Annotated in this window: 18 protein-coding genes and 10 pseudogenes; 13 read left to right on the top strand and 15 right to left on the bottom strand. The window is 65.9% G+C overall.

Annotated elements, in window-relative coordinates; translation table 11 throughout:
- Positions 1–50 precede the first annotated feature (50 nt).
- From BJF87_RS26770 to BJF87_RS14430, 3 genes and pseudogenes are all read left to right on the top strand, one after another.
- A complete protein-coding gene (locus BJF87_RS26770) occupies positions 51–590 on the top strand; it encodes a hypothetical protein (RefSeq protein ID WP_262338969.1) in 540 nt (179 codons plus the stop codon).
- A 1-nt stretch (position 591) separates the two neighbouring features.
- Positions 592–2,411, top strand: a pseudogene (locus BJF87_RS14435) (hydantoinase B/oxoprolinase family protein).
- Between the two features lie 92 nt (positions 2,412–2,503).
- Positions 2,504–3,718, top strand: coding sequence for an amidase (locus BJF87_RS14430; RefSeq protein ID WP_084813198.1), 1,215 nt, complete (start codon positions 2,504–2,506; stop codon positions 3,716–3,718).
- Here BJF87_RS14430 and BJF87_RS14425 read toward each other — a convergent pair.
- Complete coding sequence (locus BJF87_RS14425; protein ID WP_075863370.1) at positions 3,702–4,442, bottom strand: FadR/GntR family transcriptional regulator; 741 nt, start codon at positions 4,440–4,442, stop codon at positions 3,702–3,704. The two genes, BJF87_RS14430 and BJF87_RS14425, sit on opposite strands and share 17 nt — an antisense overlap.
- A 205-nt stretch (positions 4,443–4,647) precedes the next feature.
- Here BJF87_RS14425 and BJF87_RS14420 point away from each other — a divergent pair, with 205 nt between their 5' ends.
- On the top strand, positions 4,648–5,739 hold the full coding sequence (locus tag BJF87_RS14420) for an FAD/NAD(P)-binding protein (protein WP_262338966.1): 1,092 nt from the start codon (positions 4,648–4,650) through the stop codon (positions 5,737–5,739).
- Positions 5,736–6,014 (top strand): hypothetical protein, encoded by a 279-nt coding sequence (locus BJF87_RS26760; protein WP_262338965.1) that lies wholly within the window; start codon positions 5,736–5,738, stop codon positions 6,012–6,014. Before BJF87_RS14420 ends, BJF87_RS26760 begins: the two co-directional genes overlap by 4 nt.
- 27 nt (positions 6,015–6,041) lie before the next feature.
- On the opposite strand, the gene BJF87_RS14415 is transcribed toward BJF87_RS26760, so the two are convergent.
- The 4 genes and pseudogenes from BJF87_RS14415 to BJF87_RS14400 all read right to left on the bottom strand — a co-directional run bounded on the left by BJF87_RS14415 (position 6,042) and on the right by BJF87_RS14400 (position 9,044).
- Positions 6,042–6,476 (bottom strand): hypothetical protein, encoded by a 435-nt coding sequence (locus BJF87_RS14415; protein ID WP_075863369.1) that lies wholly within the window; start codon positions 6,474–6,476, stop codon positions 6,042–6,044.
- The gene (locus BJF87_RS14410; protein WP_075863368.1) at positions 6,473–7,654 is read right to left on the bottom strand and encodes an FAD-binding oxidoreductase; all 1,182 of its coding nucleotides are present in this window, start codon (positions 7,652–7,654) and stop codon (positions 6,473–6,475) included. Before BJF87_RS14410 ends, BJF87_RS14415 begins: the two co-directional genes overlap by 4 nt.
- A gap of 73 nt (positions 7,655–7,727) precedes the next feature.
- Entirely contained in the window at positions 7,728–8,225 is a 498-nt protein-coding gene (locus BJF87_RS14405; RefSeq protein ID WP_075863367.1) for an Rrf2 family transcriptional regulator, read from the bottom strand.
- Between the two features lie 58 nt (positions 8,226–8,283).
- A pseudogene (locus BJF87_RS14400) lies at positions 8,284–9,044 on the bottom strand (DUF72 domain-containing protein).
- 126 nt (positions 9,045–9,170) lie between these two features.
- On the opposite strand from BJF87_RS14400, the gene BJF87_RS14395 reads away from it, so the two are divergent.
- Both BJF87_RS14395 and BJF87_RS14390 read left to right on the top strand, forming a co-directional pair.
- A complete protein-coding gene (locus BJF87_RS14395; RefSeq protein WP_075863366.1) occupies positions 9,171–9,770 on the top strand; it encodes a flavodoxin family protein in 600 nt (199 codons plus the stop codon).
- Between the two features lie 239 nt (positions 9,771–10,009).
- The gene (locus BJF87_RS14390; protein WP_006357319.1) at positions 10,010–10,504 is read left to right on the top strand and encodes an FBP domain-containing protein; all 495 of its coding nucleotides are present in this window, start codon (positions 10,010–10,012) and stop codon (positions 10,502–10,504) included.
- 91 nt (positions 10,505–10,595) lie between these two features.
- Here BJF87_RS14390 and BJF87_RS26755 read toward each other — a convergent pair whose 3' ends face one another.
- Entirely contained in the window at positions 10,596–10,829 is a 234-nt protein-coding gene (locus tag BJF87_RS26755; RefSeq protein WP_230461872.1) for a hypothetical protein, read from the bottom strand.
- Positions 10,830–11,593: 764 nt separating this feature from the next.
- On the opposite strand from BJF87_RS26755, the pseudogene BJF87_RS14380 reads away from it, so the two are divergent.
- Together BJF87_RS14380 and BJF87_RS14375 are read left to right on the top strand one after the other, a co-directional pair.
- Positions 11,594–11,918, top strand: a pseudogene (locus BJF87_RS14380) (arsenate reductase ArsC); the annotation flags it as partial.
- Between the two features lie 64 nt (positions 11,919–11,982).
- Positions 11,983–12,307, top strand: a pseudogene (locus tag BJF87_RS14375) (heat-shock protein HtpX).
- An 8-nt stretch (positions 12,308–12,315) separates the two neighbouring features.
- On the opposite strand, the gene BJF87_RS14370 reads toward BJF87_RS14375, so the two are convergent.
- On the bottom strand, positions 12,316–12,981 hold the full coding sequence (locus BJF87_RS14370; RefSeq protein ID WP_035755443.1) for a TetR/AcrR family transcriptional regulator: 666 nt from the start codon (positions 12,979–12,981) through the stop codon (positions 12,316–12,318).
- A gap of 121 nt (positions 12,982–13,102) precedes the next feature.
- Here BJF87_RS14370 and BJF87_RS14365 point away from each other — a divergent pair.
- From BJF87_RS14365 to BJF87_RS14355, 3 genes and pseudogenes are all read left to right on the top strand, one after another.
- Positions 13,103–14,702: pseudogene (locus BJF87_RS14365) on the top strand (MFS transporter).
- Positions 14,699–15,220 (top strand): PaaI family thioesterase, encoded by a 522-nt coding sequence (locus BJF87_RS14360; RefSeq protein ID WP_075863365.1) that lies wholly within the window; start codon positions 14,699–14,701, stop codon positions 15,218–15,220. The pseudogene BJF87_RS14365 and the gene BJF87_RS14360 overlap by 4 nt, the downstream one beginning before the upstream one ends.
- A gap of 143 nt (positions 15,221–15,363) precedes the next feature.
- Positions 15,364–16,788 (top strand): adenylate/guanylate cyclase domain-containing protein, encoded by a 1,425-nt coding sequence (locus BJF87_RS14355; protein ID WP_230461871.1) that lies wholly within the window; start codon positions 15,364–15,366, stop codon positions 16,786–16,788.
- A gap of 452 nt (positions 16,789–17,240) precedes the next feature.
- On the opposite strand, the pseudogene BJF87_RS27215 reads toward BJF87_RS14355, so the two are convergent.
- Positions 17,241–17,327: pseudogene (locus BJF87_RS27215) on the bottom strand (hypothetical protein); the annotation flags it as partial.
- A gap of 15 nt (positions 17,328–17,342) precedes the next feature.
- Between BJF87_RS27215 and BJF87_RS26750 the strand changes: the two are divergent.
- A pseudogene (locus BJF87_RS26750) lies at positions 17,343–17,459 on the top strand (hypothetical protein); the annotation flags it as partial.
- 75 nt (positions 17,460–17,534) lie between these two features.
- Here BJF87_RS26750 and BJF87_RS14350 read toward each other — a convergent pair.
- The 7 genes and pseudogenes from BJF87_RS14350 to BJF87_RS26115 form a co-directional block, all read right to left on the bottom strand.
- A complete protein-coding gene (locus BJF87_RS14350) occupies positions 17,535–17,930 on the bottom strand; it encodes a hypothetical protein (RefSeq protein ID WP_075863364.1) in 396 nt (131 codons plus the stop codon).
- Between the two features lie 38 nt (positions 17,931–17,968).
- Positions 17,969–18,661, bottom strand: a complete 693-nt coding sequence (locus tag BJF87_RS14345; RefSeq protein ID WP_139319499.1) for a hypothetical protein — start codon at positions 18,659–18,661, stop codon at positions 17,969–17,971.
- 698 nt (positions 18,662–19,359) lie between these two features.
- Entirely contained in the window at positions 19,360–19,686 is a 327-nt protein-coding gene (locus BJF87_RS14340) for a helix-turn-helix transcriptional regulator (RefSeq protein WP_006357307.1), read from the bottom strand.
- A pseudogene (locus tag BJF87_RS14335) lies at positions 19,683–20,728 on the bottom strand (tyrosine-type recombinase/integrase). The gene BJF87_RS14340 and the pseudogene BJF87_RS14335 overlap by 4 nt, the downstream one beginning before the upstream one ends.
- 147 nt (positions 20,729–20,875) lie before the next feature.
- A pseudogene (nrdH, locus tag BJF87_RS14330) lies at positions 20,876–21,176 on the bottom strand (glutaredoxin-like protein NrdH).
- A gap of 131 nt (positions 21,177–21,307) precedes the next feature.
- On the bottom strand, positions 21,308–21,505 hold the full coding sequence (locus BJF87_RS26275; protein WP_006357305.1) for a hypothetical protein: 198 nt from the start codon (positions 21,503–21,505) through the stop codon (positions 21,308–21,310).
- Between the two features lie 195 nt (positions 21,506–21,700).
- Positions 21,701–22,075: pseudogene (locus BJF87_RS26115) on the bottom strand (integrase core domain-containing protein); the annotation flags it as partial.
- Positions 22,076–22,394: the final 319 nt, after the last annotated feature.

Genomic DNA, 22,394 nt, shown 5'->3' with positions numbered 1-22,394 from the left:
CGGTCTGGACCTCCTCGGCCGAGCCCGATCTCGACCTGCTGAGCCGCGAGATGGACCGGCTCTCCGAGCAGGCCATCGCCCAGCTCCGCGCCGACGGCATCGCCGAGGAGGACATCACCCTCGAGCGCAGCGTCGACTGCCGTTATGTCGGACAGGGTTACGAGCTTCGTGTGCCGGCACCCGACGGCGAGATCACCGCCGAATGGGTCGAGCAGACCGCGGCCACGTTCCACGAAGTGCACGGGCGTACCTATTCGCAGCGGTTCGACGACAAGCCGGTACAGCTGGTCAACATCCGCGTGACCGGTGTCGGCGCGGTCGAGCACATTCGCATCGCCGAGATCGAGGCGGGCGGCGCCGACGCGTCGGGCGCCATCAAGTCGACCACCCAGGCGTTGTTCTGGAAGAACGACTCCGCCGACCCCGAATGGGTCGAGACCCCCGTCTACGACCGCGCATTGTTCAAGGCCGGCAACACCTTCGAGGGCCCGGCCATCGTCCAGCAGTTCGACTCGACGACCATCGTCGGCATCGGACAGAAGGCCACGGTCGACGCCGTGGGCCACATCATCATCGAGAGGAGCGCCTGAGATGGCGAAGACCCTGATGCCCACCGACGGCGTTTCCCTTGCCGCCGAGGCCAATCGGACCTGGAACACCGTCGAGGTCGATCCGATCACCCTGCGCGTCATCGGCGGTGCGTTGAACTCGATGGCCAAGGAGATGGCCCAGGTCCTCTACCGCATGGCCTACTCGAGCCTGATCCGCGAGTCCGAGGACCTCGGCGCCGGCATCTTCGACGTCAACGGTCGCGAACTGTGCGAGTCGGATTCGACTCCGATGCACTGTGGTTCGATCCCGGCCTACATCCGCGGCGTCAACCGCAAGCTCGCCGGGACGTACAAGCCCGGTGACGTGATCCTGCACAACCACCCCTATCACGGTGCGGCCCACTCCCCCGACTACGGCGTGATCATCCCGATCTTCTGGGAGGGTGAGCACATCGGCTTCGCCGGGTGTACCGGTCACGTCTCCGACATCGGCGGCAACTTCCCCGGCCTGTGCATGGACGTCGTCGACGTCTGGGCCGAGGGCAAGCTGATGGACTCCATGAAGATCTACGACGGCGGCGTCCGCAACGACATGCTGATCCAGCACATCCTGGACAACGTGCGCACTCCGGAGCAGAACCGCGGCGATCTCGAGGCTCTCATCGCGTGCTCCCGCATCGGCGAGAAGCGGTTCGTCGAACTGCTCGAGAAGTACGGCCTCGACGTGGTGATGAGTGCCGCCGACCGGTGGATGGACTACTCGGAGGAGATGCTGCGCAGCCGGATCCGGGCGATCCCCAACGGCAGCTACGAGGCGCCGATCGGTTACCTCGACGACGACGGCAAGAACCGCGGTGTCCCGCTGAAGGTCGCGGTGCGCGTGCAGGTCGAGGACGAGGATGTCCTGATCGACCTCACCGGCTCCAACGACCAGGTGCCCACGGCGTTCAACGTGCCCTTCGAGGGTTCGGTGCTGCCCGTCGCGGTGAGCGCGATCCGCACCATCCTCCTCGACGAACACCTCACCGAGGAGTTCGTCCCACAGAACGACGGTTGCTTCCGACCGGTGCGTGCCTACGCACCCGAGGGCACCATCTTCAACCCGGACTTCCCGGCATCGTGTTTCGCCCGGTTCTCCCAGGTAAACCGCATCTTCGACTCGATCAACCTGGCACTCGCGCCGGTGCTGCCCGAACGGGCGATCGCCGGCTCGTCGGCCGCCCTGTGCGCCATCGCCTACTCCGGCCTCGCCGAGGACGGCGAATCGTACTGGGTCTACATCGAGATCAACGAGGGTTCCTACGGTGCGCGCAACGGCAAGGACGGCATGGACGCCGTCGACGCCTGATGGCGAACACCCGCAACAACCCGATCGAGGAACTCGAGCTCAACCACGCCATGCGCGCCGAGCGCTATGAGCTGCGTGACGAGTCGCCGGCTCCGGGCCAGTGGCGCGGCGGCATCGGCAGCGTGCGCACCTGGTACATGGAGACCGACACCTTCCTCGGCTCCGAGGCCGACAACCGCAGCGATCCGCCTGCGGGTGCGCTCGGCGGCGGCGACGGCGCGTCGGGATCGTTCGTCCGCAACCCCGGCACACCCGAAGAAGAGGTGCTCTTCTCCAAGGTGACCCAGGAGGTCATCCGCGAGGGCGAGCGTCTGGAGATCCGGATGCCGTCGGGTGGCGGTTTCGGTGACCCGTTCCTGCGCGACCCGTTCGCCGTGCTGTCCGACGTGTGGGACGAGTACCTCAGCGCGGAGGAGGCCCGACAGGACTACGGTGTCGTGGTGGACACCGACACCTGGACCATCGACGAGGCCGCCACCGAGGCGCTGCGCTCGGCTCGGGTGGCGTCCTGACCGGTGACTTCGGAGGGGCCGGTGACTCTGTCGCCGGCCCCTCCGGCATCTCCGGATCTTTCACCGCCGACGCGGTTTCCGTCGCCGAGCGCTTGAACACGGTCATCAGCTGGGTGCCCAAGGAGCTTCGGGTCGATCCTTCCGGGGCTCGGGGCCCTCTTGCGGGTGTCCGCGTGGGCGTGAAGGACAACATCGACGTCGGCGGGGTCCGCTCCACCTGTGGTTCGGAGTTCTTCGCCGACCGCGTGGCAGCCGACGACGCCACGTGTGTCAGTGCGCTCAAAAGCGCCGGGGCGGTGACCACCTCGACGTTGAACATGGCCGAGTTCGCGGTCGGGGTGACCAGTCAGAACTCCGCCTCGGGCGGATCGGTCAATCCCTGGGACGCCCGCCGTGTGCCCGGTGGCTCGAGCGGCGGTTCGGGTGTCGCCGTGGCCGCGGGTGTCGTCGACGTCGCACTCGGCACGGACACCGGCGGTTCGATCCGGTTGCCCGCCGCGTGCTGCGGAGTCACCGGTCTTCGACCGTCCACCGGAGTCCTGGACATGTCCGGGATCTTCCCGGTGAGTGCGGATTTCGACACCGTCGGACCGCTCGCACGTACGGCCCGACAGGTACGTGAGACGTTCGCGGTCCTCGCCGGGTCGGATGTGACCGGTGCGGACACCGAGTCGCTGAGAGTTGCGGTCCCCCATCCGTTCGTGACCGGCGACATCGACCCCGCCATCGCCGACGCCGTCACCGAGACCGTCGAACTCATCCGGCAACTGGGTCATCACATCGTGGAATGCCGCGTGCCGCACAGTGAATCGGCTCAGGATGTGGTCTACACGCTGATCTATTCGGACCTGGCGCGTATGCACGCCGAACGGCTGCGCGACGAGCCGACCCGGTTCCAGGCGGCGACCCGCGAGCGAATCTCCCTCGGGCTGACCATCTCCGACGAACAACGGGCAGCTGCTGTACGCCAGCGGGACATGTTCCGGTCGGCGATGAGCGAGATGTTCAGCGACGTGGACGTCGTACTCACCCCGGCGATGCCGGTGGATGTGCCGCAGATCGGCGTCGGGGAGGCGGTCGTCGCACAGGCCCGCCGGATGGGACAGCTGACGTATCCGTGGTCGTTGCACGACGGTCCGACACTGGCACTGCCGGTCGGCGTGCATCCGTCCGGTATGCCCATCGGCGCACAGTTGACGGCGGCGCGTCTGCGCGAGGGGACTGTTCTCGCGCTGGCCGAGCAGGTGCAGGAGCACAGCGACTGGCATCTCCGGCTCCCGCCCGTGCGCGTCAGTTCTGACGTCTGAGCAGGTCCATCTGCTTGTAGACGTCGCCGAGGTGGTCGAGATGCCGGCGCATGAGCGTCATCGCCGTCATCGAGTCCCGGCGCTCGACCGCCTCGAGGATCGCACGGTGGTCTTCGTCGACGCACCGCCAGAACCCTTCCGGCGCGACGTCGCGGCTGAAGCGGGTGCCGATGACGCGGAACACCGGGACGGTGATCAGGTCGAGGAGAGGGTTGTCCGCCGCCCGCAGCAGGATGCGGTGAAACTCCTGGTTGTTGGCGTAGACCTCCGGACCGACACCCTCCGACAGGTCGAAGATGGTGGCGCGCAGCTCTTCCAGATGGGCGTCTGAGTGACGATAGGCGGCGACTCCGGCGGCGGGCACCTCGGTGAGCTGCCGGACCTCCATGAGCTGATCGACGGTCACCCCTTCGGCTGCGGCGAGCAGCGTGACTCCCGCTTCGAGGTTCGCACTCAACTGACCGATGTCGGGTGTCGCGACAAACGTTCCCCCGGTCACCCCACGGGTCGTGTTGACGAGGTTCTCGCTGGCGAGGGTCCGTATGGCCTCGCGGACCGTGCTCTGTCCGACGCCGAACTCGGCGCGGAGTTCGACGTCGGGGGGCAGACGAGTACCAGGGGTCAGCTCACCGGCGAGGATGCGTACCCGAAGCGCGTCGGCCACGATCTCGTACGCCGGGCGTCGTCCGGACTTGTTCGATCCGGGCTGATTCGCTTCTGTCACAACATGATCCGATCTTCATGGGTTCGCTCTAAACTACCAGATCAAGACGAAGACCACGGCAGAGCGAGGTGATCGCGGACACTGGTGACCTGTCCTCTACCAACCCCCTGGCACGTCTGCTGTAAGAAGTACCGGTGCTCCGAATGCGTCCCCGTCCACGAAGCGGTTCCGCCTGTTCCCGCGCCGTCGGCGCCGGTGTCGGCTGATGCGCATTGTCGTGGTCGGCGCGGGCGCCGCCGGATCCCTGGTCGTGTTCCACCTCGCTCGACTGGCGGCAGCAAATGACCGGGCAGAAGCTCTCGAGGTCGTCGTCGTGGACCCGATCGACCAGGTCGCGGGTCCCGCGTTCGGCACCAAGGATCCCGCCCACCTGCTGAACGTGCCGGCCTCCGGGATGTCGGTGGACCCGGATGAGCGGTTCGACTTCGTGGACTGGTGCCGTGCCCAGGGGCTCGCCTCCGGCGACGAGGCGCATTACTTCTTCGCACCGCGCGCACAGTGGGCCCGCTACCTGCGGACCCGGTTGGCGGAGGCCTGCGACCGCGCCGGCGACCGGCTGAGTGTCCGGCACGTCCGCGAAAGCGCGGTCGGGGTCACCGCCGTCGGCGACGGAATTCGTGTGACAACCTCGGACGGAACGGTCCTCGACGGCGACCGACTGGTGCTCGCAACCGGACTCCCGAGTGTCGGAGACGGCTGGGCACCCTGCGACCTGAGCGATCAACCCCGCTACATCGCCGACCCGTGGCTGCCCGACGCCCTCGAACCGGTGCTGGCCGATGACGGGGACGTCCTCGTGATCGGCACCGGCCTGACGATGGTCGACGTGGCCATCAGCCTCCTCGAGTCGGGCGCAACCGCCGCGTCGAGGCCGTCTCACGCGGCGGCCGACTCCCCCGGCGTCATGCCGACACCTACCTCGGCGAAGTCGTCCCCGACACCACGACCTGGGGAGACAGCGTCGACGAGATCCGGGCGGCGGTCGCCACCCATGTCGCGAGAATCGAACGCCTGCTCGGGAACTGGCGGCCCGGCGTCGACGGTGTGCGCTATCGGATTGCCGAACTGTGGGGCCGTCTCGACGACGCGGACCGCGGCACCTTCGTCCGTGAGTTCGCCGGTGACTGGGGGGTGCTCCGGCACCGGATGCCACCGTCGAGCGGCGAACTCGTCGACGATGCCCGGCGGGCGGGACGCCTCGTCGTGCGCTCGGGACGAATCACCCGCGTCGATGCGGTGCCCGGTGGTCTCACCGTTGCGACCGGCGAGGACGAACGCACCTACGCATGGATCGTGAACTGCACCGGCCCGCAGTCGGATGTGCGAAAGCTCGGCAATCCCGTCTTGGACTCGATCCTCGACGCCGGACTCGCGACGACCGACCCGCTCGGCCTGGGACTGATCACCGACGACGGGCGTGTCCTCGACGCCGATGGCCGGCCGGGTCCGATCTGGACTCTCGGATCGCTGCGTCGCGGGGAGCTCTGGGAGACCACCGCCGTCCCCGAGATCCGTATGCAGGCAGAGGAATTGGCCGCGTCCCTCATCGGCGACCGCGGTGGTCGCCGATGAGGGACGGGTAGCCCGGGTTCTCTCGCGTCAGGTCGCGTTGACGAGTACCGCGGTGCCGAGCCAGATCAGCGCGGCAACCTTGATCACCTCGAAGGCGACATAGACGAGATGAGCCGAGCTACGCGGACCTTCGTGCCCGGCCAGCACGGCGTCGGACCTCTTGGTGAGGGCCGGCCGTACTGCCACGAGCTGGATGACCAGAGCCGCGATCGCAACGCCCGCGGCGACCGGCGTGGCGGCGCCGGGCCACGAACCGAGCACGACGGCGATCAGGATCGCGATCGCCCAGACGACCTCCGCGGCGTTGAGTGCCCGGAAGACCAGTCGGCCGATCCCCAGACCGATCGGCAGGGTCACGCCCGGCGCGCGGAACTTCAACGGCGCCTCCAGGAACGAGATCGCGAAGACCATGCCGAGCCACACGAAGGTGAGCGCGGTGACGACCGCCGCGGAGGTACTCATCGCGCGCTCGACCGCAGGAGTTCCGGACCGAAGGTCTCGTAGTGGATTCGGCTCTCCGCGATGTCGCGACCGAGGAACTCCTCGCGCATCGAGGACAGGAATCCGGTGGGTCCGCAGAGCATGACGTTGGATTCGGGGTGCACCTCGACATTGTCCAACGACATGTGGCCGACTCGGACCGAATCGGAGACGATGTGCGGCGAGGTGTTCTCGTACCACTGGATCAGTCGACCGGTCGGCAGCGAATCCACTAGCGCGGCAAGCATTCCACGGTGCGGCTGGCGGTCGCGGGAACGGTCGGCGTGCAGGACCGTCACCGGGCGGGCGTCACCCTTCTCCGCCAGCGCGGTCAGCAGGCCGATCACCGGCGTGCAACCGATCCCGGCGGACGCGAGCAGCAGCGGGGCGTCGTCGTCGGGTAGGACGAGGTCGCCGAACGGGGTACTGACCTTCAGGGTGTCGCCCTCGAAGACGTGCTCGTGCAGGTGTGCCGAGACCTCGCCGGCGAGCTTGACACTGAAGCGCCACTGGGCGTCGGCGGGCGAGCCCGTCAGACTGTACTGACGAATCTGCTGCGCGCCGTCGCTCAGCGGAACCTGGACCGAAATGTACTGTCCGGGACGGAACTTCGGCAACACGCCGTCGACCGCGGCGAGGGTGAGGGCAATCGTGTCGGGCGAAACCTGCACGCGGTCGCTGACCTTGACCTCACGCCACACCTGGCCGGGCTCGACACCCGCGGCGGCGTACAGGTCGGCTTCCGAGGCGATGAGCAGGTCGGCCATGTCCCAGTACAGCTGATCCCAGGCGTCGGCGACCTCTGGCGTGACGGCTTCGCCGAGGACCTCGACGATCGCCGCGAACAGGTGCTGGTGGACGACCTTGTACTGGTCGGCGGTGACGCCCAGCGACGCGTGCTTGTGCGCGATCCGGTCCAGGATGAACCGCTGACGCCGGACGTCGGGTTCGAGCTGGAGGCGCGCGAAGGCGGCGACCGAGCCCGCGAGGGCCTGCGGCTGTTCGCCGGACTTCTGGTGCGTCCGGTTGAACATGTTGTCCAGCAGGGTCGGGTGCGCATCGAAGAGTCCGCGGTAGAAACGCGGGGTGATCTCCGGGAGAGCTCCCTCGACTGCGGGCAGGGTCGCTGCGAGAGTGGCGCGTTGGGTGTCGGACAGCATGGGAACTCCTTTGTTCACTTGCTCATCGGGATAGGGCTCCGGCGTGTGGCCGGAAGTTTCTGTGGGCGTGTCGCTATCGCTCCGCCTGGAGCGGTCCGTCCTCTTGTGGTGGCCGCGTCGACAGGGAAAGCAGTACCGCGGTGGTCGGCTCGGCGGCGAGGTCGGCGACGGTCTCGGAGTCGAGGCTGTGGTAGAAGGCCGCAGCCGCACGGGCAAGCGCTCCTCGCAGACGGCATCCGCGCCGAAGCGGGCACGGCTGCGGGCCTTCGCAATCCACGACCTCCCCATCACCTTCAAGCGATCGCGCGAGCCAGCCCACGCGCGCTTCGCGCCCGAGATCGGTGATCGTCAGACCACCGGTACGGCCGCGGCGCGCGTGGACGACGCCCATCTCCGACAGCCTGCCGACGACTTTGGCGACATGCGTGTACGGGACGGCGAGCTCCGCGGCGAGATCCTTCGTGGTGAGAGGTGTTGCAGCCCCGTGCTGTTCACCGACCGACTCTTCACCCGCGACGGCGAGCCGCATCACGACCCGGAGGCCGATGTCGGTGAAGCGTGTCAGCTGCATGCCGCAAGTAGACCACAAATTGGTATCGGCAATACCAATTAATGTGACGTGTTCTCGCTCACTCGACGGACGCGGCGTCGATCGTCGCGACCGGTATCCCCTGGGTTTGTGCTCGGCGAATCATGGTGCGCGCGTTGTCGATCGCGGCACACCCCGGATCGCTGTCGAAATACACGTAGACGTCGCACTCGTCGTCGAACATGTCCCGCAATCGACGCAGCCAGCTGTGGCGCGGGTTCCGTAACTCACCGGCCGCTTCGCGGTGACGTCCTGCATCCGCAGGTACCCGACGTCGGCGGTCCGCCACAGTGGGGTGAGGGATCGACTCTTCCGGTCGGCCCAGCACAGGGGGGCGTTGTGACGTTCGAGCACGTCGCGCACCTCGTCGGTCCACCAGGATTCGTGGCGAGGCTCGACGGCGACCTGGACGGTGTCCGGGAACAGCTTCAAGGTGGCGTCCAGGGAGTCGGGTTGCGCCTGCAAGTTGGGCGGGAGTTGTAGGAGGACGGGCCCGAGCTTGGTGCCGAGGCCGGCGGCACGGTCGAGGAAACGCTCGACGGGCTCGGCCGGCTCCTTCAACCGCTTCACGTGCGTCAGGTAGCGGCTCATCTTCGTAGCCATCCGGAAGTGGGCGGGCACCGTCGCGGCCCAGTTCTCGAACACAGTCTTCTCCGGCAGTCGGTAGAAGGTGTTGTTGACCTCGGCCGTCGTGAACCGCTCCGCGTAGTAGTTCAACCATTCCCGCTGCGGGAGCTTCTGTGGGTAGAACGCGCCGCGCCAGTCCTTGTATTGCCAGCCCGAGGTGCCGATGTGCAGCATCGCTCCACCTATCCGCCGGTCGACGGGTGACGAATCCCGTCGACGGCTTTTCGCGCGTGTGGGTGTCGCATCACCGAACACGGGTACCCGCCTACGGAAAGTCGCAACCACCGAGACAGGAGTGACATGACGAAACTGGCGATCATCTACTACTCGGCCACCGGACACGGCACGGCCATGGCTGACGAACTGAAGACCGCTGCCGAGGCGGCCGGAGCCGAGGTGCGGGTCCGCCACATCCAGGAGACCCGCGACCCGGCGAGCTTCGCGGAGAACCCTGCCTGGTCGGCGAACTACGAGGCGACCAAGGATCTACCGACCGCCACCGGCGACGACATCGTCTGGGCGGACGGCGTCATCTTCGGCTCCCCGACCCGATTCGGCAGTACAGCGTCGCAGTTCCAGACCTTCATCGACTCACTGGGCGGACTCTGGGCCGAGGGAAAGCTCGCCGACAAGGCCTATGCCGGTTACACCTCGAGCCAGACCGCACACGGCGGGCAGGAGACGACACTCGTCGGGCTGTACACCTCGCTCATGCATTTCGGCGGCATTCTCGTACCGCCCGGTTACACCGACGGACTGAAGTTCGCCGACGGGAACCCGTACGGCGTCTCACATGTCACCGGCCCGGAGAACAAGAACGACCTCGACGACCCGACCAAGGTCGCCCTCGCCCACCTGGCACAGCGAGTCGTGAAGGTCGCCGGTCTGTTGGCCGGATGACAAGGCCGGTCCTGCCCTCCCGATCGCTCGCGTTAATGCGTTGACAGAGCGGCGCACGCGCGCGAGCATCGGAACCATGCATTCCGTGTCGTCGCCCACCGGGCGTGAGGAGGTCGTCGGCGTCCTGCACGCCGGCGCTTGAGTGACCTGCCCCGACCGGCGTGAGTACCGCATCTGCGGACCGCGCCGGTCGACGCGTGCCCTCATTCCTCCCACGACACCCGAGGTGTTTCTCACTCATGCATGCCCTGACCGAATCCGAGATCCGTGGATCCTTCGTCAATGCGACCGTCCGCGAACGCAAGTCACTCGTCCTGCCGCCCGATTTCAAGGAACTGAACTGGGAGAGCAAGGATTTCGTCGGCTGGCGGGATCCCAAGCAGCCGATGATCGGCTACCTCGTCATCCCGACCGACGACGAGCCCGTCGGCATCATGCTCCGCCTGGGCGGACGCCAGCCGCGCAAACGACCGCTGTGTTCGTTCTGCGAGGACGTCCTGCTGCCCAACGACGTCGCCTTCTTCAGTGCCAAGTCCGCCGGCGCCGCCGGCCGGAAGGGCGACACCATCGGCACCCTGATCTGTTCGAACTTCGAATGCTCGAAGAACGTGCGGATGAAGCCCCCGCCGGTGTTCGGCGGGCATGACCCCGACGCGGTCCGGCAACAGCGAATCCAGTCGTTGCGCACACGCCTCGACGGTTTCGCCGGACGCGTGGTCGGCACGCCGACGTAGACGCCACTCCCAAGTCGGCACTATCGGCGACGGGGCGGCCGTGCCGGGATGAGGCGATCTCGAGCATGACGCTGCGGGTGCGGGTGGTGAGTCATCGATCGGCAAACCGCGCGTTGACCAGAACGGGTGTGGCGGGGCTACCTTCGTCGAGCAAGGCCACGGCGGTGTCGAACACGTTCTGATGCACGGCATTGAAGAACACCACTCTGCCAGCGGGAAGAACCGTGCTGGTGGTGCCGGCGTCGCGGTCGGCACGGGACCCGATCAACGCCCCGACCACCTGGCGGCCCCGGGCCGGCGGTGCCCACAACAACGCGGTGAGCATGTCCAGCTCCAGGGCGAGAGTGTTGTCGACCTCGGCGGTGTCGTCCCCGGTAGTGCCGGTGAGGGTGAGGTCGTCTCGGTTTACACCTCGCACAGCGGTTCGATCGCGGTCGCCAGCGGTTGCGGCGCATCAGAGGGTGCGACCTCGGGTTTGTCGGCCATGACGATCACCTGCTGTCTTCTTGTCCGTGTCGGTGGTTAGGCGACGTCGCTGCTGACGCCAGCGAGGTCGTCGTATGACCACTGTTCGCATTGGGCGGCCAGTGAGCGAGCTCGTCGCCATAGCGCGGATCACCTTCGGTGTAGGCCCGGTCGGACTTGGCCCAGTAGGCCACGGCCCGCTGCGCATAGTCGGTGGAAGGCATGCGTCTCGGCTTCTTTCCCGGTCACGCGGCCGTAGAGGCTGGTGGACGGTCAATATTTGAACCAGCATTATTCGACAAACACTCTCAGTCGCCATTCCCAGTAGCTCAAGTACAGCTCGAAATGCGTTGTATTGCAATCCTTTTCACCAGTCAGGTCTTACCGCCTCGCGTGATTGAGTCAAGGTTAATCTAGGGCTTCACGTCCGCAGTATTTTGCGTAAGGAGCTATGAAACCGAGTGGCCCAATCATTCGCAGCCGAACACTGTCGTTATCAAGTGATTTGGCGAACAATGCCACGTGCGTCGAAACGGGTTCGACCACGGGGCTAGCAAGAACGCCCGGGGTCCGGAGGGTGCGCACCCGGAGTGCGGGCGCGGGTGCCTTACGGCGACATCACTTCTCCGTACCCATAACGGCCACCGCCGTGTGCACGTGCGCTCGGCGGGGTCGGCACCGGTCAATGCCATCAACCCGATGGTCATCGAAGCGATGAGGGAGATCGGCCTGGATCTGGGCGCCGAATACCCGAAACCGCTGACCGATGATGTGTTGGCCGCCGCCGATGTGGTGGTCTCGATTGGCTGCGGCGATCCCTGCGCGATCTATCCCGGCAAGCGATACCTCCGACCGGACCCTCGACGATCCGCAGGCTCAAACTCTCGAGACGGTCCGCGCCATCCGCGACGGCCTGGACACCAGGGTCCAACGTTGTTGCGCGAGTTGACCACTCCCGTTCCTGCCTGATTTTCATCTGCTTCCTGTCCCTCCTGACGGAGGGATCTCAATTCATGTCCATCACCCCCAGCGAGTTGTTCGTCTGCGTGTACAACGCCGGACGCTCGCAGATGGCCGAGGTGGGCATCGACATCACGGCGCAGACACCGAAAATCCTCACCACCGATGCCGTGCAAGCCTCAAACGTGTGATCACCATGGGCTGCGGTGACAGCTGCCCCATCTTCCCCGAGCGAGAGCTACCAGGACTGGGTCCTTGACGATCCGGCCGGGCCAGGGCGTGGAAGCGTTTCGCCCGATCCGCGACGAGATTAAGACCCGCGTCGAGGCGCTGATCGCCGAATTGACGTCCCAGCCCGCCGCCTCGGGCGGGTGCTGAATCAGAGATCAGTCCGGGGTCACGGTCAGCGCGCGTTGCGCGGAGCGTGCAGCGAGGAAGTCGTCGACGAGTTGCTGGCGTTCAGCCGGGCCGATCGGCGGGAGTGCGGTGAGTCGGGTGAAGACGATGGGTCCGACGAGTTGGGTCAGGGCGAGATTGGTGTCGAAGCGACCGAGCTCCTGCTGGGCTCCGGGGCTGTCCAGGATCCGGTCGAACGGTTCGCGGTATTGGTTGAGCACCCGTGCGCGAAGCGAACTGACCGGGTTCCGGTCTTCTTCGGGATGCGGTGTCGCCCCGGCCGTGCCGGGTTGGGCGGACCCGAGGGCCAGCCACCCGAGCATCGTCAGTTGGGCGGGGGCTTCCTCGATGAGCTTGGCCTGACGGTCCAGCAGTTCGATCAACTGTTCACGGATCGTTCCGGACGCCGGCTGCGCGGTGACCGGGGGCAGCAGACGCTCGAACGCCGCGGCCAGGAGCTGGGTGCTGTCGGTGAAGTGCCGGTAGAGGGTAGTCCGCGCGACCTTGGACGCCCTGGTGACCGCGTCGATCGTGACGGCCTCGATACCGCCGGTCGAGAGCAGGGACGTCGCCGCGTCGAGCAGTCGTGCGCGTGAGCGTGCCTTCCGGGGATCCACGAGCCGGTCCTCGTCGTCGTCGGTGTTCTGGTTGATCATCTCTTCGCTCACCTCGTAATTGTGCCCTCGGATCAGTCGCAGGCACTATCCCCGCACCCCACATTGTGATACTCATAGTAGTGGAACGCTACCAGCTGTAGCGTTAAGTGGAGGTGGCTGCATGACCGCCGATGGTCGAGTGCTGCTGTCGCGGGCTCAGAAGTGGACGTTGGTGGTCTCGTGCCTGTCGGTGGCCCTGGTGGTCGCCTCAATGGCGGCCCTGTACACCGCGCTTCCGAACATTGCGGTGGCCACCGGGGCGACGCAAACCCAGCTCACCTGGGTGGTCGACGGGTACACGCTGGTGTTGGCGTGTCTGGTGTTGCCCGCCGGGGCCCTGGGTGACCGCTACGGCCGGCGGGCGGTGCTGATCGTGGGGTTGGCGCTGTTTTCGCTGGCCTCGGCGGTGCCACTGTTGGTATCGACACCGTGGTGGTTGATCGCGGCGCGGGCAGCGGCCGGGGTGGGGGCGGCGTTCATGATGCCGTCCACGCTGTCGATCCTGACTGCGGGATTCCCCGAGCAGCAGCGGGGGCGTGCGGTCGGGATCTGGCTGGGGTCGCCGGGTCCGGGGGCCTGCTGGGGATTCTCGGGTCGGGGCTGCTGCTCGACTACTGGTCGTGGCAGTCGATCTTCGTCGGCCTGACCGCGGTGGGGGTGTTTCTGCTGTTGTGTGCCTTCACCATTCCCGAATCCCGCCAGGAAAATCCGCCGCTGATGGATGTGATCGGATCGGTCGCGGTGGTGTTCGCGGTCGGACTAGTGGTGCTCGCTATCATCGAAGCCCCAGTACGCGGCTGGTCGGATCCCGTGGTGGTCGCCGGGTTCGGGCTGGGGGTGGTGGCCGCAGTGGTGTTCGTGGCGTGGGAGTTGCGGGCGGATCATCCGCTGCTCGATGTGCGGTTCTTCGCCCGTCGGGGCTTCGGCAGCGGATCATTCTCCATCACCATCCAGTTCCTGGTGACGTTCGGTGTCTTCCTGGTCCTCGTCCAATACCTGCAGTTGATCTTTGGATACAGCCCGTTGGGTTCAGCGCTGGCCTTGGCGCCGATGATGGTGCCGTTGGTGCTCTTGTCGGCGGTCGCACCGTGGATGACGACCCGGCTGGGGTTGCGGTTGATGACGGTGACCGGGCTGCTCGCCATCGCCGCGGGGTTCTACTTCATCAGCCGGCTCGATTTGGACTCCACCTACGTCGACGTGATGTGGCCGACGCTGATCATGAGCGCGGGTCTGGGCCTGACCGCGGCGCCGGCGACGGCGGCTATTGTCGCGGACACCGCGGTCGACAAGCACGGGGTCGCCGCGGCGGTCAACGACGCCACCCGCGAGATCGGCGCGGCGATCGGCATCGCGGTCGCCGGCAGTGTCCTGGCCGCCGGGTACAGCCACAACATCGCCCCGGCGATCGCGCGGCTCCCACCGGAGGCGCGGGGCCCGGTCGCCGACTCACTCGCCGGTGCCCTCGAGGTCGCCGATCGGGCGGGACCGGCCGGCCAGCAACTCGCCGACTTCGCCAAGTCCGCGTTCCTGCACGGCGTCGAGCAGTCCGCGATCGTCCTCGCACTCATCGCGGCGGCGGGTGCCGCGATTCTGCTGGTCTGGGCACCCGGCCGCGCTTCCCCGGACGCAGGCGCATCGAGGAGCCCGGCTGAACCGGCCCAGCGCAGTCGATCCCGCGCCCGCCGCTAGCCAGCACCGTCGAGAAGGAACGCCCATGACCCAGCTACCGCTGCCGCCGCACTCGCCGACCTGCATGGGGTGCGGGCCAGACAATCCCGCCGGCCTGCAACTGGTGGTGTTCCGCTCCGGCGACGAGGTCTACACCGATGTGACGTTCGACGAACGTCACATCGGTGCGCCCGGCCTCGCGCACGGCGGGGCAGTGGCCGCCGCCTGCGACGACCTGTTCGGCTACGGCCTCTGGATCGCCCGCACCCCGGCAGTGACCCGGAGCCTCACCGTCGACTACCTCGCCCCCGTCCCGCTGCACCGGCCCCTGCGCATCAGCGCCCACGTCCGGGAGATCGACGGCCGCAAACTGCACCTTAAGGCGACCGCCACCGCCGACGACGGCACCGCATTGTTCACCGCCCAGGCGGTGTTCATCGCCGTGTCGATCGAGCACTTCGCCCAACATGGCCCCCCCGGCGCCGTCCAAGACCTACTCGACCGCCTCACCTCCGCGCTCGACCACGACGGGCCGGACAGACCGTCACCGCACCCGCCGGACCGCTGACACGACCGAAAGAAGATGCATCGGTAATGCGGCACACCAGTGCCCGTCCTCACCCCGGCCGGCCACACCCACCAGAAGCCCACAATGCGGCCCGGCCAGTTCCGGTGCTGTTACGCACGAAGTGGGGTCTACCACTGCTGACCGTGGGCTCGAGCGTGGGCGGGGCCGTCGTCGTCGCGCTGCTGATCGTTCTGGGCGGCGCACCGCACCGATACGGCGCCCAGCTCGGAACGCTTCTGCAGATCCTGGCGGTCTACGTGGTCGTGGCTCTGCTCGCCGCAGTTCGAGGCGTCCTCGCCCTGCGTCGACGCAGCCTCGGGTGGCTGGACACCTCCTCTGCGCCGACACCCGACCACGCCCGCCACACCCTGCGATTGCCCACCGAGTCCACCGTCCTCATCGGATCTCTGTGGGCCGGGGGCATCCTCGCGATGTCCGGCTCGGCCTTCGCGCTCCTGCCCGTCTGGGAGGCCCTCGGCGGAACCCTACTCATGACATTGGGCGGACTTGCCACCGTCGGATACAACTACCTCTTCGTCGAACGTGCACTCCGTCCAGTGATGGCCACGATCCTGGCCGTCGACACCCCACACGCGCCACCACGAACGTCAGTCATCTCCCGGCTGATCCTGACCTGGGCGCTGACCTCCGCGCTGCCATTGGCCGCGGCCATCGCGCTCCTGCACTATCCAGATGCGGCACCGCCCGACCGCATCCACGCCGCGACCTACCTCGCCGCCCTCGGACTCGTATCCGGAGCCCTCGCGGAAACACTGCTGGCCCGCGCCGTCGCACAACCGATCCACCAGATGCGCGGTGCACTCCGCCGCATCGGGCAAGGCCGGCTCGACGTGCGTGTGCCCGTCGACGACAGCAGCGAAATCGGGGTACTGCAATCCACCGTGAACGACATGGTCCGCGGACTCCAGGAGCAGGACCGATTGCGCGACCTGTTCGGACGGCACGTCGGAAGAGACGTCGCGCAACGCGCACTCGACCGAGGAGCCGACCTGACCGGCGAAATCCGGGAGATAACAGCACTCTTCGTCGACGTAACCAACTCGACGGCACTCGCCCACCAGATCTCACCGCAAGAATTCGTCGACAAGCTCAACCGCCTCCTCGCAGAAGTGATCGCGGCAACCGAGAGCCACCACGGGCTGGTCAACAAATTCGAGGGAGACGCCGCGCTCTGCATCTTCGGGGCGCCCGTCGCCCGAGCCGATGCCGCTGACTCCGCACTCCACGCCGCACGGCAGATCCGCGACCGCGTCCTGGCTCACGGGGAACTCGACATCGGGATCGGACTCGCCACCGGCCCCGTCTTCGCCGGAAACCTCGGCACCGACCAGCGCCTGGAATACACCGTCATAGGCGACGCGGTAAATGAAGCATCACGCCTCACCGAACTCGCCAAACACACGCCGGGACGGATCCTCGCCAGCGACGCCGTCATCAGAGCCGCCAGCGAACCCGAACGCGAATACTGGACACCACACGGCGACTGCTCCCTCAGAGGACGAACCCTGCCGACACAAACCTGGGAAAGCATCCCACCAGGGAACTGACCGCAATCCCCCGCAACCTGCATCGAGACCGACAGCGCATGGAATTCTTGGTCGGGAAGTCGAAGCAAACCCTGGCGCCGGGTTTGCCATCACCACGGTCGCCAACCACAGCGCGACGCCTTCAACACCCGAACCTACGACGGTTCGATTTCCCCGGTATATGACTATGACGATGGAGACGATCAAGCCGGATTGAGCCCCACTGAGCACAGGGACCAACTCGAGCCGTCAGGTGGGCCACATCAAGGTTGCCTGGCATGTTTCGACCCGAGCGTCGTGGCATGAATGTGCACTACCGCGCCCACACTGACGTTCTGCAAGCGTTGCAGCACGTTCTTGACCCGTCCTGCTGCCGCTGAGCCGTGCCCATCGGGAGCAGTCCCGCGAGTTCCCGATAGCTGTGTTTAGTGCTCGGGGGAGTATCAGATTAACGGTGTAAGTGGCGTTTTCGGTTAGTTGTCCTCGCTGGCCGGCATGCGGTCGGCGAAGGTGATGGCGAATGCGTTGAGTGCTGGTTTCCACCGCATTGTCTGTCCATCGTTTCTGTCCGGTGCCGGTCGCTGGACCCGAAGGGTACCGGTCAGACGAAGTGGGCCGTACGCTGGAAGCCAGCGCTCAACGCCCTGGCCATCACGTTCGCCGATCGGATGCCCGCAGCCGAAGAACGCTGACCCGCCGAGCAATCGGAAACCGCCGCTTACACCGAATATCGGACAGACCCCGACAGTCCCACCGAATTACTTTGGTTACTCACGGCTGTGGAGGTAGGCGGTGTAGTCGCGTTGGGCGAGTTTGGCCCAGCCGGTAGTCGTTGCGGTGCTCAGTCCGAGTTGCGTCGCCAGAACCGCCGCGGGCAGGTCGGTGCCCAAAGCGAGGAGCGCGTGGTTTCGGCTGATTCGGCTGGGAACTCCAGCGGCGGTGAGCTTTCGACTCAGGGTGGTCGGGTGTAGCGGATGGTGTGCTCGGCTGCCGGGCAACAGGTAGTGTCCGCGGCCGTCTCTGGTGTACGCGTTCGGATTGTTGGTTGCTTGCCTCGCTAGTACGTCGATGAGATCGGCGAGGCGGTCGGGTAGTTCGATGGGATGGCGCGCCAGGGTGATGTAGCGGCGGGTCTTTCGGCGCTTCAGCGACGAGGTGGTCAAGTTTTGCAGTTGCGACAGTCGGGCGCCGTAGAGAAGAACTAACAGTCCGGCGACGCGGGTAGCAGATCTGCCGGGGTGTCGCCCGAGAGTAGTGCTGCGATCGTTCGGTGGTGGTCGTGTTCGTCGCCGGTCTGCGACGGTGGCGGGTAGGTGTAGCGGGTGATTGATAGGTTCTGGGCCAGTCCGCGTTGAGTGAGCCAGCCGATGAAGCCGGCGATGTTGTTGGTGCGACGGCGTTGCCCGTCGGTCCAGGCGTCGAGCTTCGATTGAGTGAGATCGCTGATCGTCCATTCGTTCTCATCGAGATGGTCGAGCAGGGTGATTGCCGTGCGGATGCGGTTTCGGGCTGCGTCGGCGGCGGCGTGGGTGAATCGTCGCCGGCGGGATCTGCGGCGGGCACGTCGCAAGATGGCCCAATGCCCGTACGGTCCAATCAGGGCGCTCTGATGTGCTGGCAGAGCGGCGGCGGTTTCGGTGATCCAGGTCCCGAGTCGTTCTATCGGTTCGTCGCGCGCGGGCAGTAGTTCTGCATCGATGAGCACCTCGCGCAGGTGGTGCCGTCCCCACGAGGGTGGGCACTGATCGAGTGCGCTGTGGCTCAGTGGTTCGTCGATCAAGGCCAGACTGCCGAGCAGTGCCGAGGTGGTGGGTTTGCTCAGCCACCGCAGCGTCGATTGCGGTTGTCCTCGGTCCGCTAGATAGTCAGGTAGTGGCTCGAGGCCTGCAGGCACGGATGATCCGTGCGGACCGGTCAGCAGTTCACGTGTGAGCCGGATGATCGAACATCGGTGACAGGTCTGGGCGAAGTGGTGCGGTCCCCCTTTGCCACAGACCCTGCACTCGTAGCCAACCTTCGATCCGGCGCACGGGCCACATATTGGATCCGCCGCAGAGTTTTTCCCGATGAGTGCGCGATCGGTACTGCACTGCGCACATCGCCTCGGGTGGTTCACGGCCGCGCGGTAGCACCGCTGGCAGACCGGGCCCAGCGGCCAATGGGTATGGACTGGATGCGACTGCATGCAGATCCCGCACACCTTCTCCGGCGTGCTCGCGCACCGATGGCATAGATCGGTGGTGCCCGCGTGGGCCCGACTCGCGATCGGCGCGTCGGTGCCGCACTGCCCGCACCGCCGTTGAGGCGCGTTGTAGCAGCGCTGACACAGCTCACCTACATCGCTGGTGGCCTTGATGTGGTCGATGCGTCCGCATCCGGCACAACGCCGTTTGGGCCGTGCGCAATGCACACACAACGGCTCTCCCGTGGCGGTCCTCGTGGACGGTACCTTCTGCTTGCCGCAGCTACCGCACATCTCATGGCGGCGGGCGTTGTAGCAGCGGCGGCACAGCCCGCCTTCGGGTGTGCGTTTGACACGGACCATGATCCGCCCACAGTCAGAGCACGGGTGATGGGGCGGTGCGGCGGCGTTCATGATTCTGTGCGGGGTCGCCGGATCGTGGTGCGGCGCGCCGCAATAGGGGTGGCACCCGCGTCGCGACCCGCGGCCTTCTTCGCTGAAGTGTCAACGATGCGGGGCTCGATCAGATCGTTGGGGGTGCATTCGAGGATGTCGCACAGTGCGACCAGGGTGTGCATGCTCAGTCGTTGGGGCTGGCCGGTCACCAGCCGGTACACCTGTTCGCGTGACAAGGTGATCCCGCGGTCGCTCAGATGCGGTTGAAGGTCGGTCGTGGAGAACATGCCCTGCTCAGCCATTTTGGTGCGCAGGTGCCACAGGTAGTCGATCTGTTTCATGACGTCGTCCCGTGGTCGAAGTGGCGGCCGTAGCGGGCGTGGATCGATTGCATCAGCAGGCCGTTGCGATATTCGTTGCTGACCCCGACGTACACCGCAGTGGTTGAGGAAAACGCATGCCCTACCTGCTCTTGAATGAACCGTTCGGGGTAGTCGAACTCGACGAGATGGGTGACATAGGAGTGGCGTAGCGAATGCAGGTCCAGCTTCGGGTCCAGGCCGGCGGCATCGCGGGCAGTAGTGAATGCGGCATTGATGGCACGCACACCCAGGCGGCTACCACGTTCGGTTAGAAACAGGGCCGGGTGCTCGTTGTGGTCGAACTCGCTGCGGATCTCGGTGAGGTAGTGGTCGAGAATCTCGACGATCCAGCTCATTTCCGGGACTGTGAGCACGGTGCGCCGTTTTGGTGGTCCACCGCGAGAAGCCTTGCCGGACCGCACGGTCACCGCACCGAACCGCCCGAAGGCGGGGAACTTCGAGTTTCGGCGCAGATCAACAACATCGGACCGCGAGACCTCTCTGCGCCGCATGCCGTACGCGTAGCAGTACTTCAGCGCGACCGCGTCCCGCAGCGCCGGTAGCGCACCCTTGCGGCGGAGGGCCCTGATCTGGCTGACTCGCCCGTCAGCAGCGTCAAACAGCGCCTGGGTCTCGTCATACGTCAACGGCCGTCGGCCTCATCACCCTCATAATCGGCGACGTGAATGACAGAGTTGTCTTCATGAAAAACCTGCAACGGCGGCTGGCCAAACCGGCTGGCGCACTCGGAGATCCACCCGTACCGGGGGTCGAGCAGATACGAGCAAAACAGACCGATCTCGACCTGGTAGCCACGCACCGTGGAAAACCGCAGAGGATTAGATCCCGAACGCAGGTCACTAACCCAGGCCTCGCCCTCTTCTGGGGTCCATTGCCACGGATACAACCCCGTGAACTCGGCAAACCGTTGGACCAACCGAACCCGTGGCCCGATCGTCGACTCACGCAAGAACCGTGCCCGTTGCTGCTGAGCCCATCCCTGCACCATTGCCTCGAACATAGACCGTTCAGGATCAAGCTCTACAACATTTGATGCCAGCGACTTTCGCGCACCGGCCGCATCTTCACCCGTCACACCACTGTTGTATCAGATGCAACATTGATGCACACAGACCCAATGGTCCTACCAGGACATTTGCGCGCGCATTCAGGAGCATCCGACGGTGAAGCCTGCTGGAAGAGCCAATTCCGTCACCCGGCCAATGATGCATTGGATGAACAATAAATCCCGTTCGCCGAGTGTCTTGATGCGGTCGAGGCCGAATCCTGACCAGTCGCCATCGCCGGCCACCACCACCGGAGCTTGCAGGTAGCCCAAGGGCCATCACGTAGTCACGCGCTGCGTCGTCGGCGCTGATGTCGATCACCCGATAGGTCAGGCCCTCCTTGTCAAGGGCTCTGTAGGCGGCGTAGCACTGCACGCACGCGGGCTTGGTGTAGACGGTGATCGTTTGTAGGTGCCGGGGGTGCTGGGTGTTGCGGTCATAGCGGTGGGCTTCCGCTGTGTCGAACAACGGTTGCGGCTCAGGGAGTTTCGGTTCCTGACGAGCCGCAACCGAAGTGCTGGGATTCGGCGTGGTCAGATCGGGAAGGCGTGGTCGGTGGCGGCTTCAGCCGTGACGTCACAGGGGTGTCGATCACCAATTGAGCGCACCACCCGGGTGTTGGCGGAATTGGCCAGCCAACGATCGAACTGGGCGGTGAAGTCGGCTGGCGAGGCGAAATGGCGGCCCGGCAGAAACGAGGTCTCGGAGAACCGGTTGTTGCGTTCGACCATGCCCCTGCATTCGGGATCGCACACAGATCCCATTGCGAGCACCCTCCGGGCTGATAGACCACCCGGTCAGCGGGATCCACCCCACGGAACTCCAGGCGAATCACCCGCACCCGATCCTTGAGGACCGTCAACGACCTCGACCACCCAATCCCCTGCGCGATCACCTGAATCGCCCCGGGTTTGCTGGAGGCTCGGTTAGTTGGTTCCAGCGTTTGCGGGGACCGGGTTCTCACGGTAGCTGGTGACGGTGTGGGTCGACCAGTAGGCGCTCTCGTACTCGACGGGTGGGACGTGTCCGATCTCGCCGTGCAGGCGGCGGTGGTTGAACCATTCGACGTACTCAGCGACGGCGATCTCGACCTCGCCCACACCTGCCCAGCCGCCTCGCGGGCGCATCACGGGGTTACGGATGCATTCGGCTTTGAACAGCGAGTTGAACGCCTCAGCCATCGCGTTGTCGTATGAATCCCCTTTGGAGCCAACAGATGTCACCGCTTCGGCTTCGGCCAGTCGTTCGGTGTAGCGGATGGCTCGGTATTGCACTCCGCGGTCGGAGTGGTGGATCAGCCCGGCCACGTCGTGGCCGGCACGCGACCGTGCCCAGGGATAGCGAGACTCAAGACACGCAAGACCACGCGCAGCGAGGGAGCTGAAACACCCCGGCCGGCTGACCGGGTCAACCGTCAGTTCACCGCGGCGGCACCGAACGCGTTGTGGGTGGCGGACCTGACCTACATCCCGCGCAATGCCGCACAGATCGGATTGAGGTGGGCCCTTCGTAGTGGTCCAGTTGTTGTGCGACTCTGTTGCCCGAGTGTTTGGGCAGGAAGAATCGACGACGACATGGCAGGTAGCAAGCGCCGGCGGCATACGCCGGATCAGATCATCC

The sequence above is a fragment of the Gordonia sp. CNJ-863 genome (assembly GCF_001942325.1).
In the GTDB taxonomy this organism is placed as follows: Bacteria; Actinomycetota; Actinomycetes; order Mycobacteriales; family Mycobacteriaceae; genus Gordonia; species Gordonia alkanivorans.
Note: the sequence above shows the minus strand (reverse complement) of the source record. Positions and strands in the feature narration are given on the sequence as shown.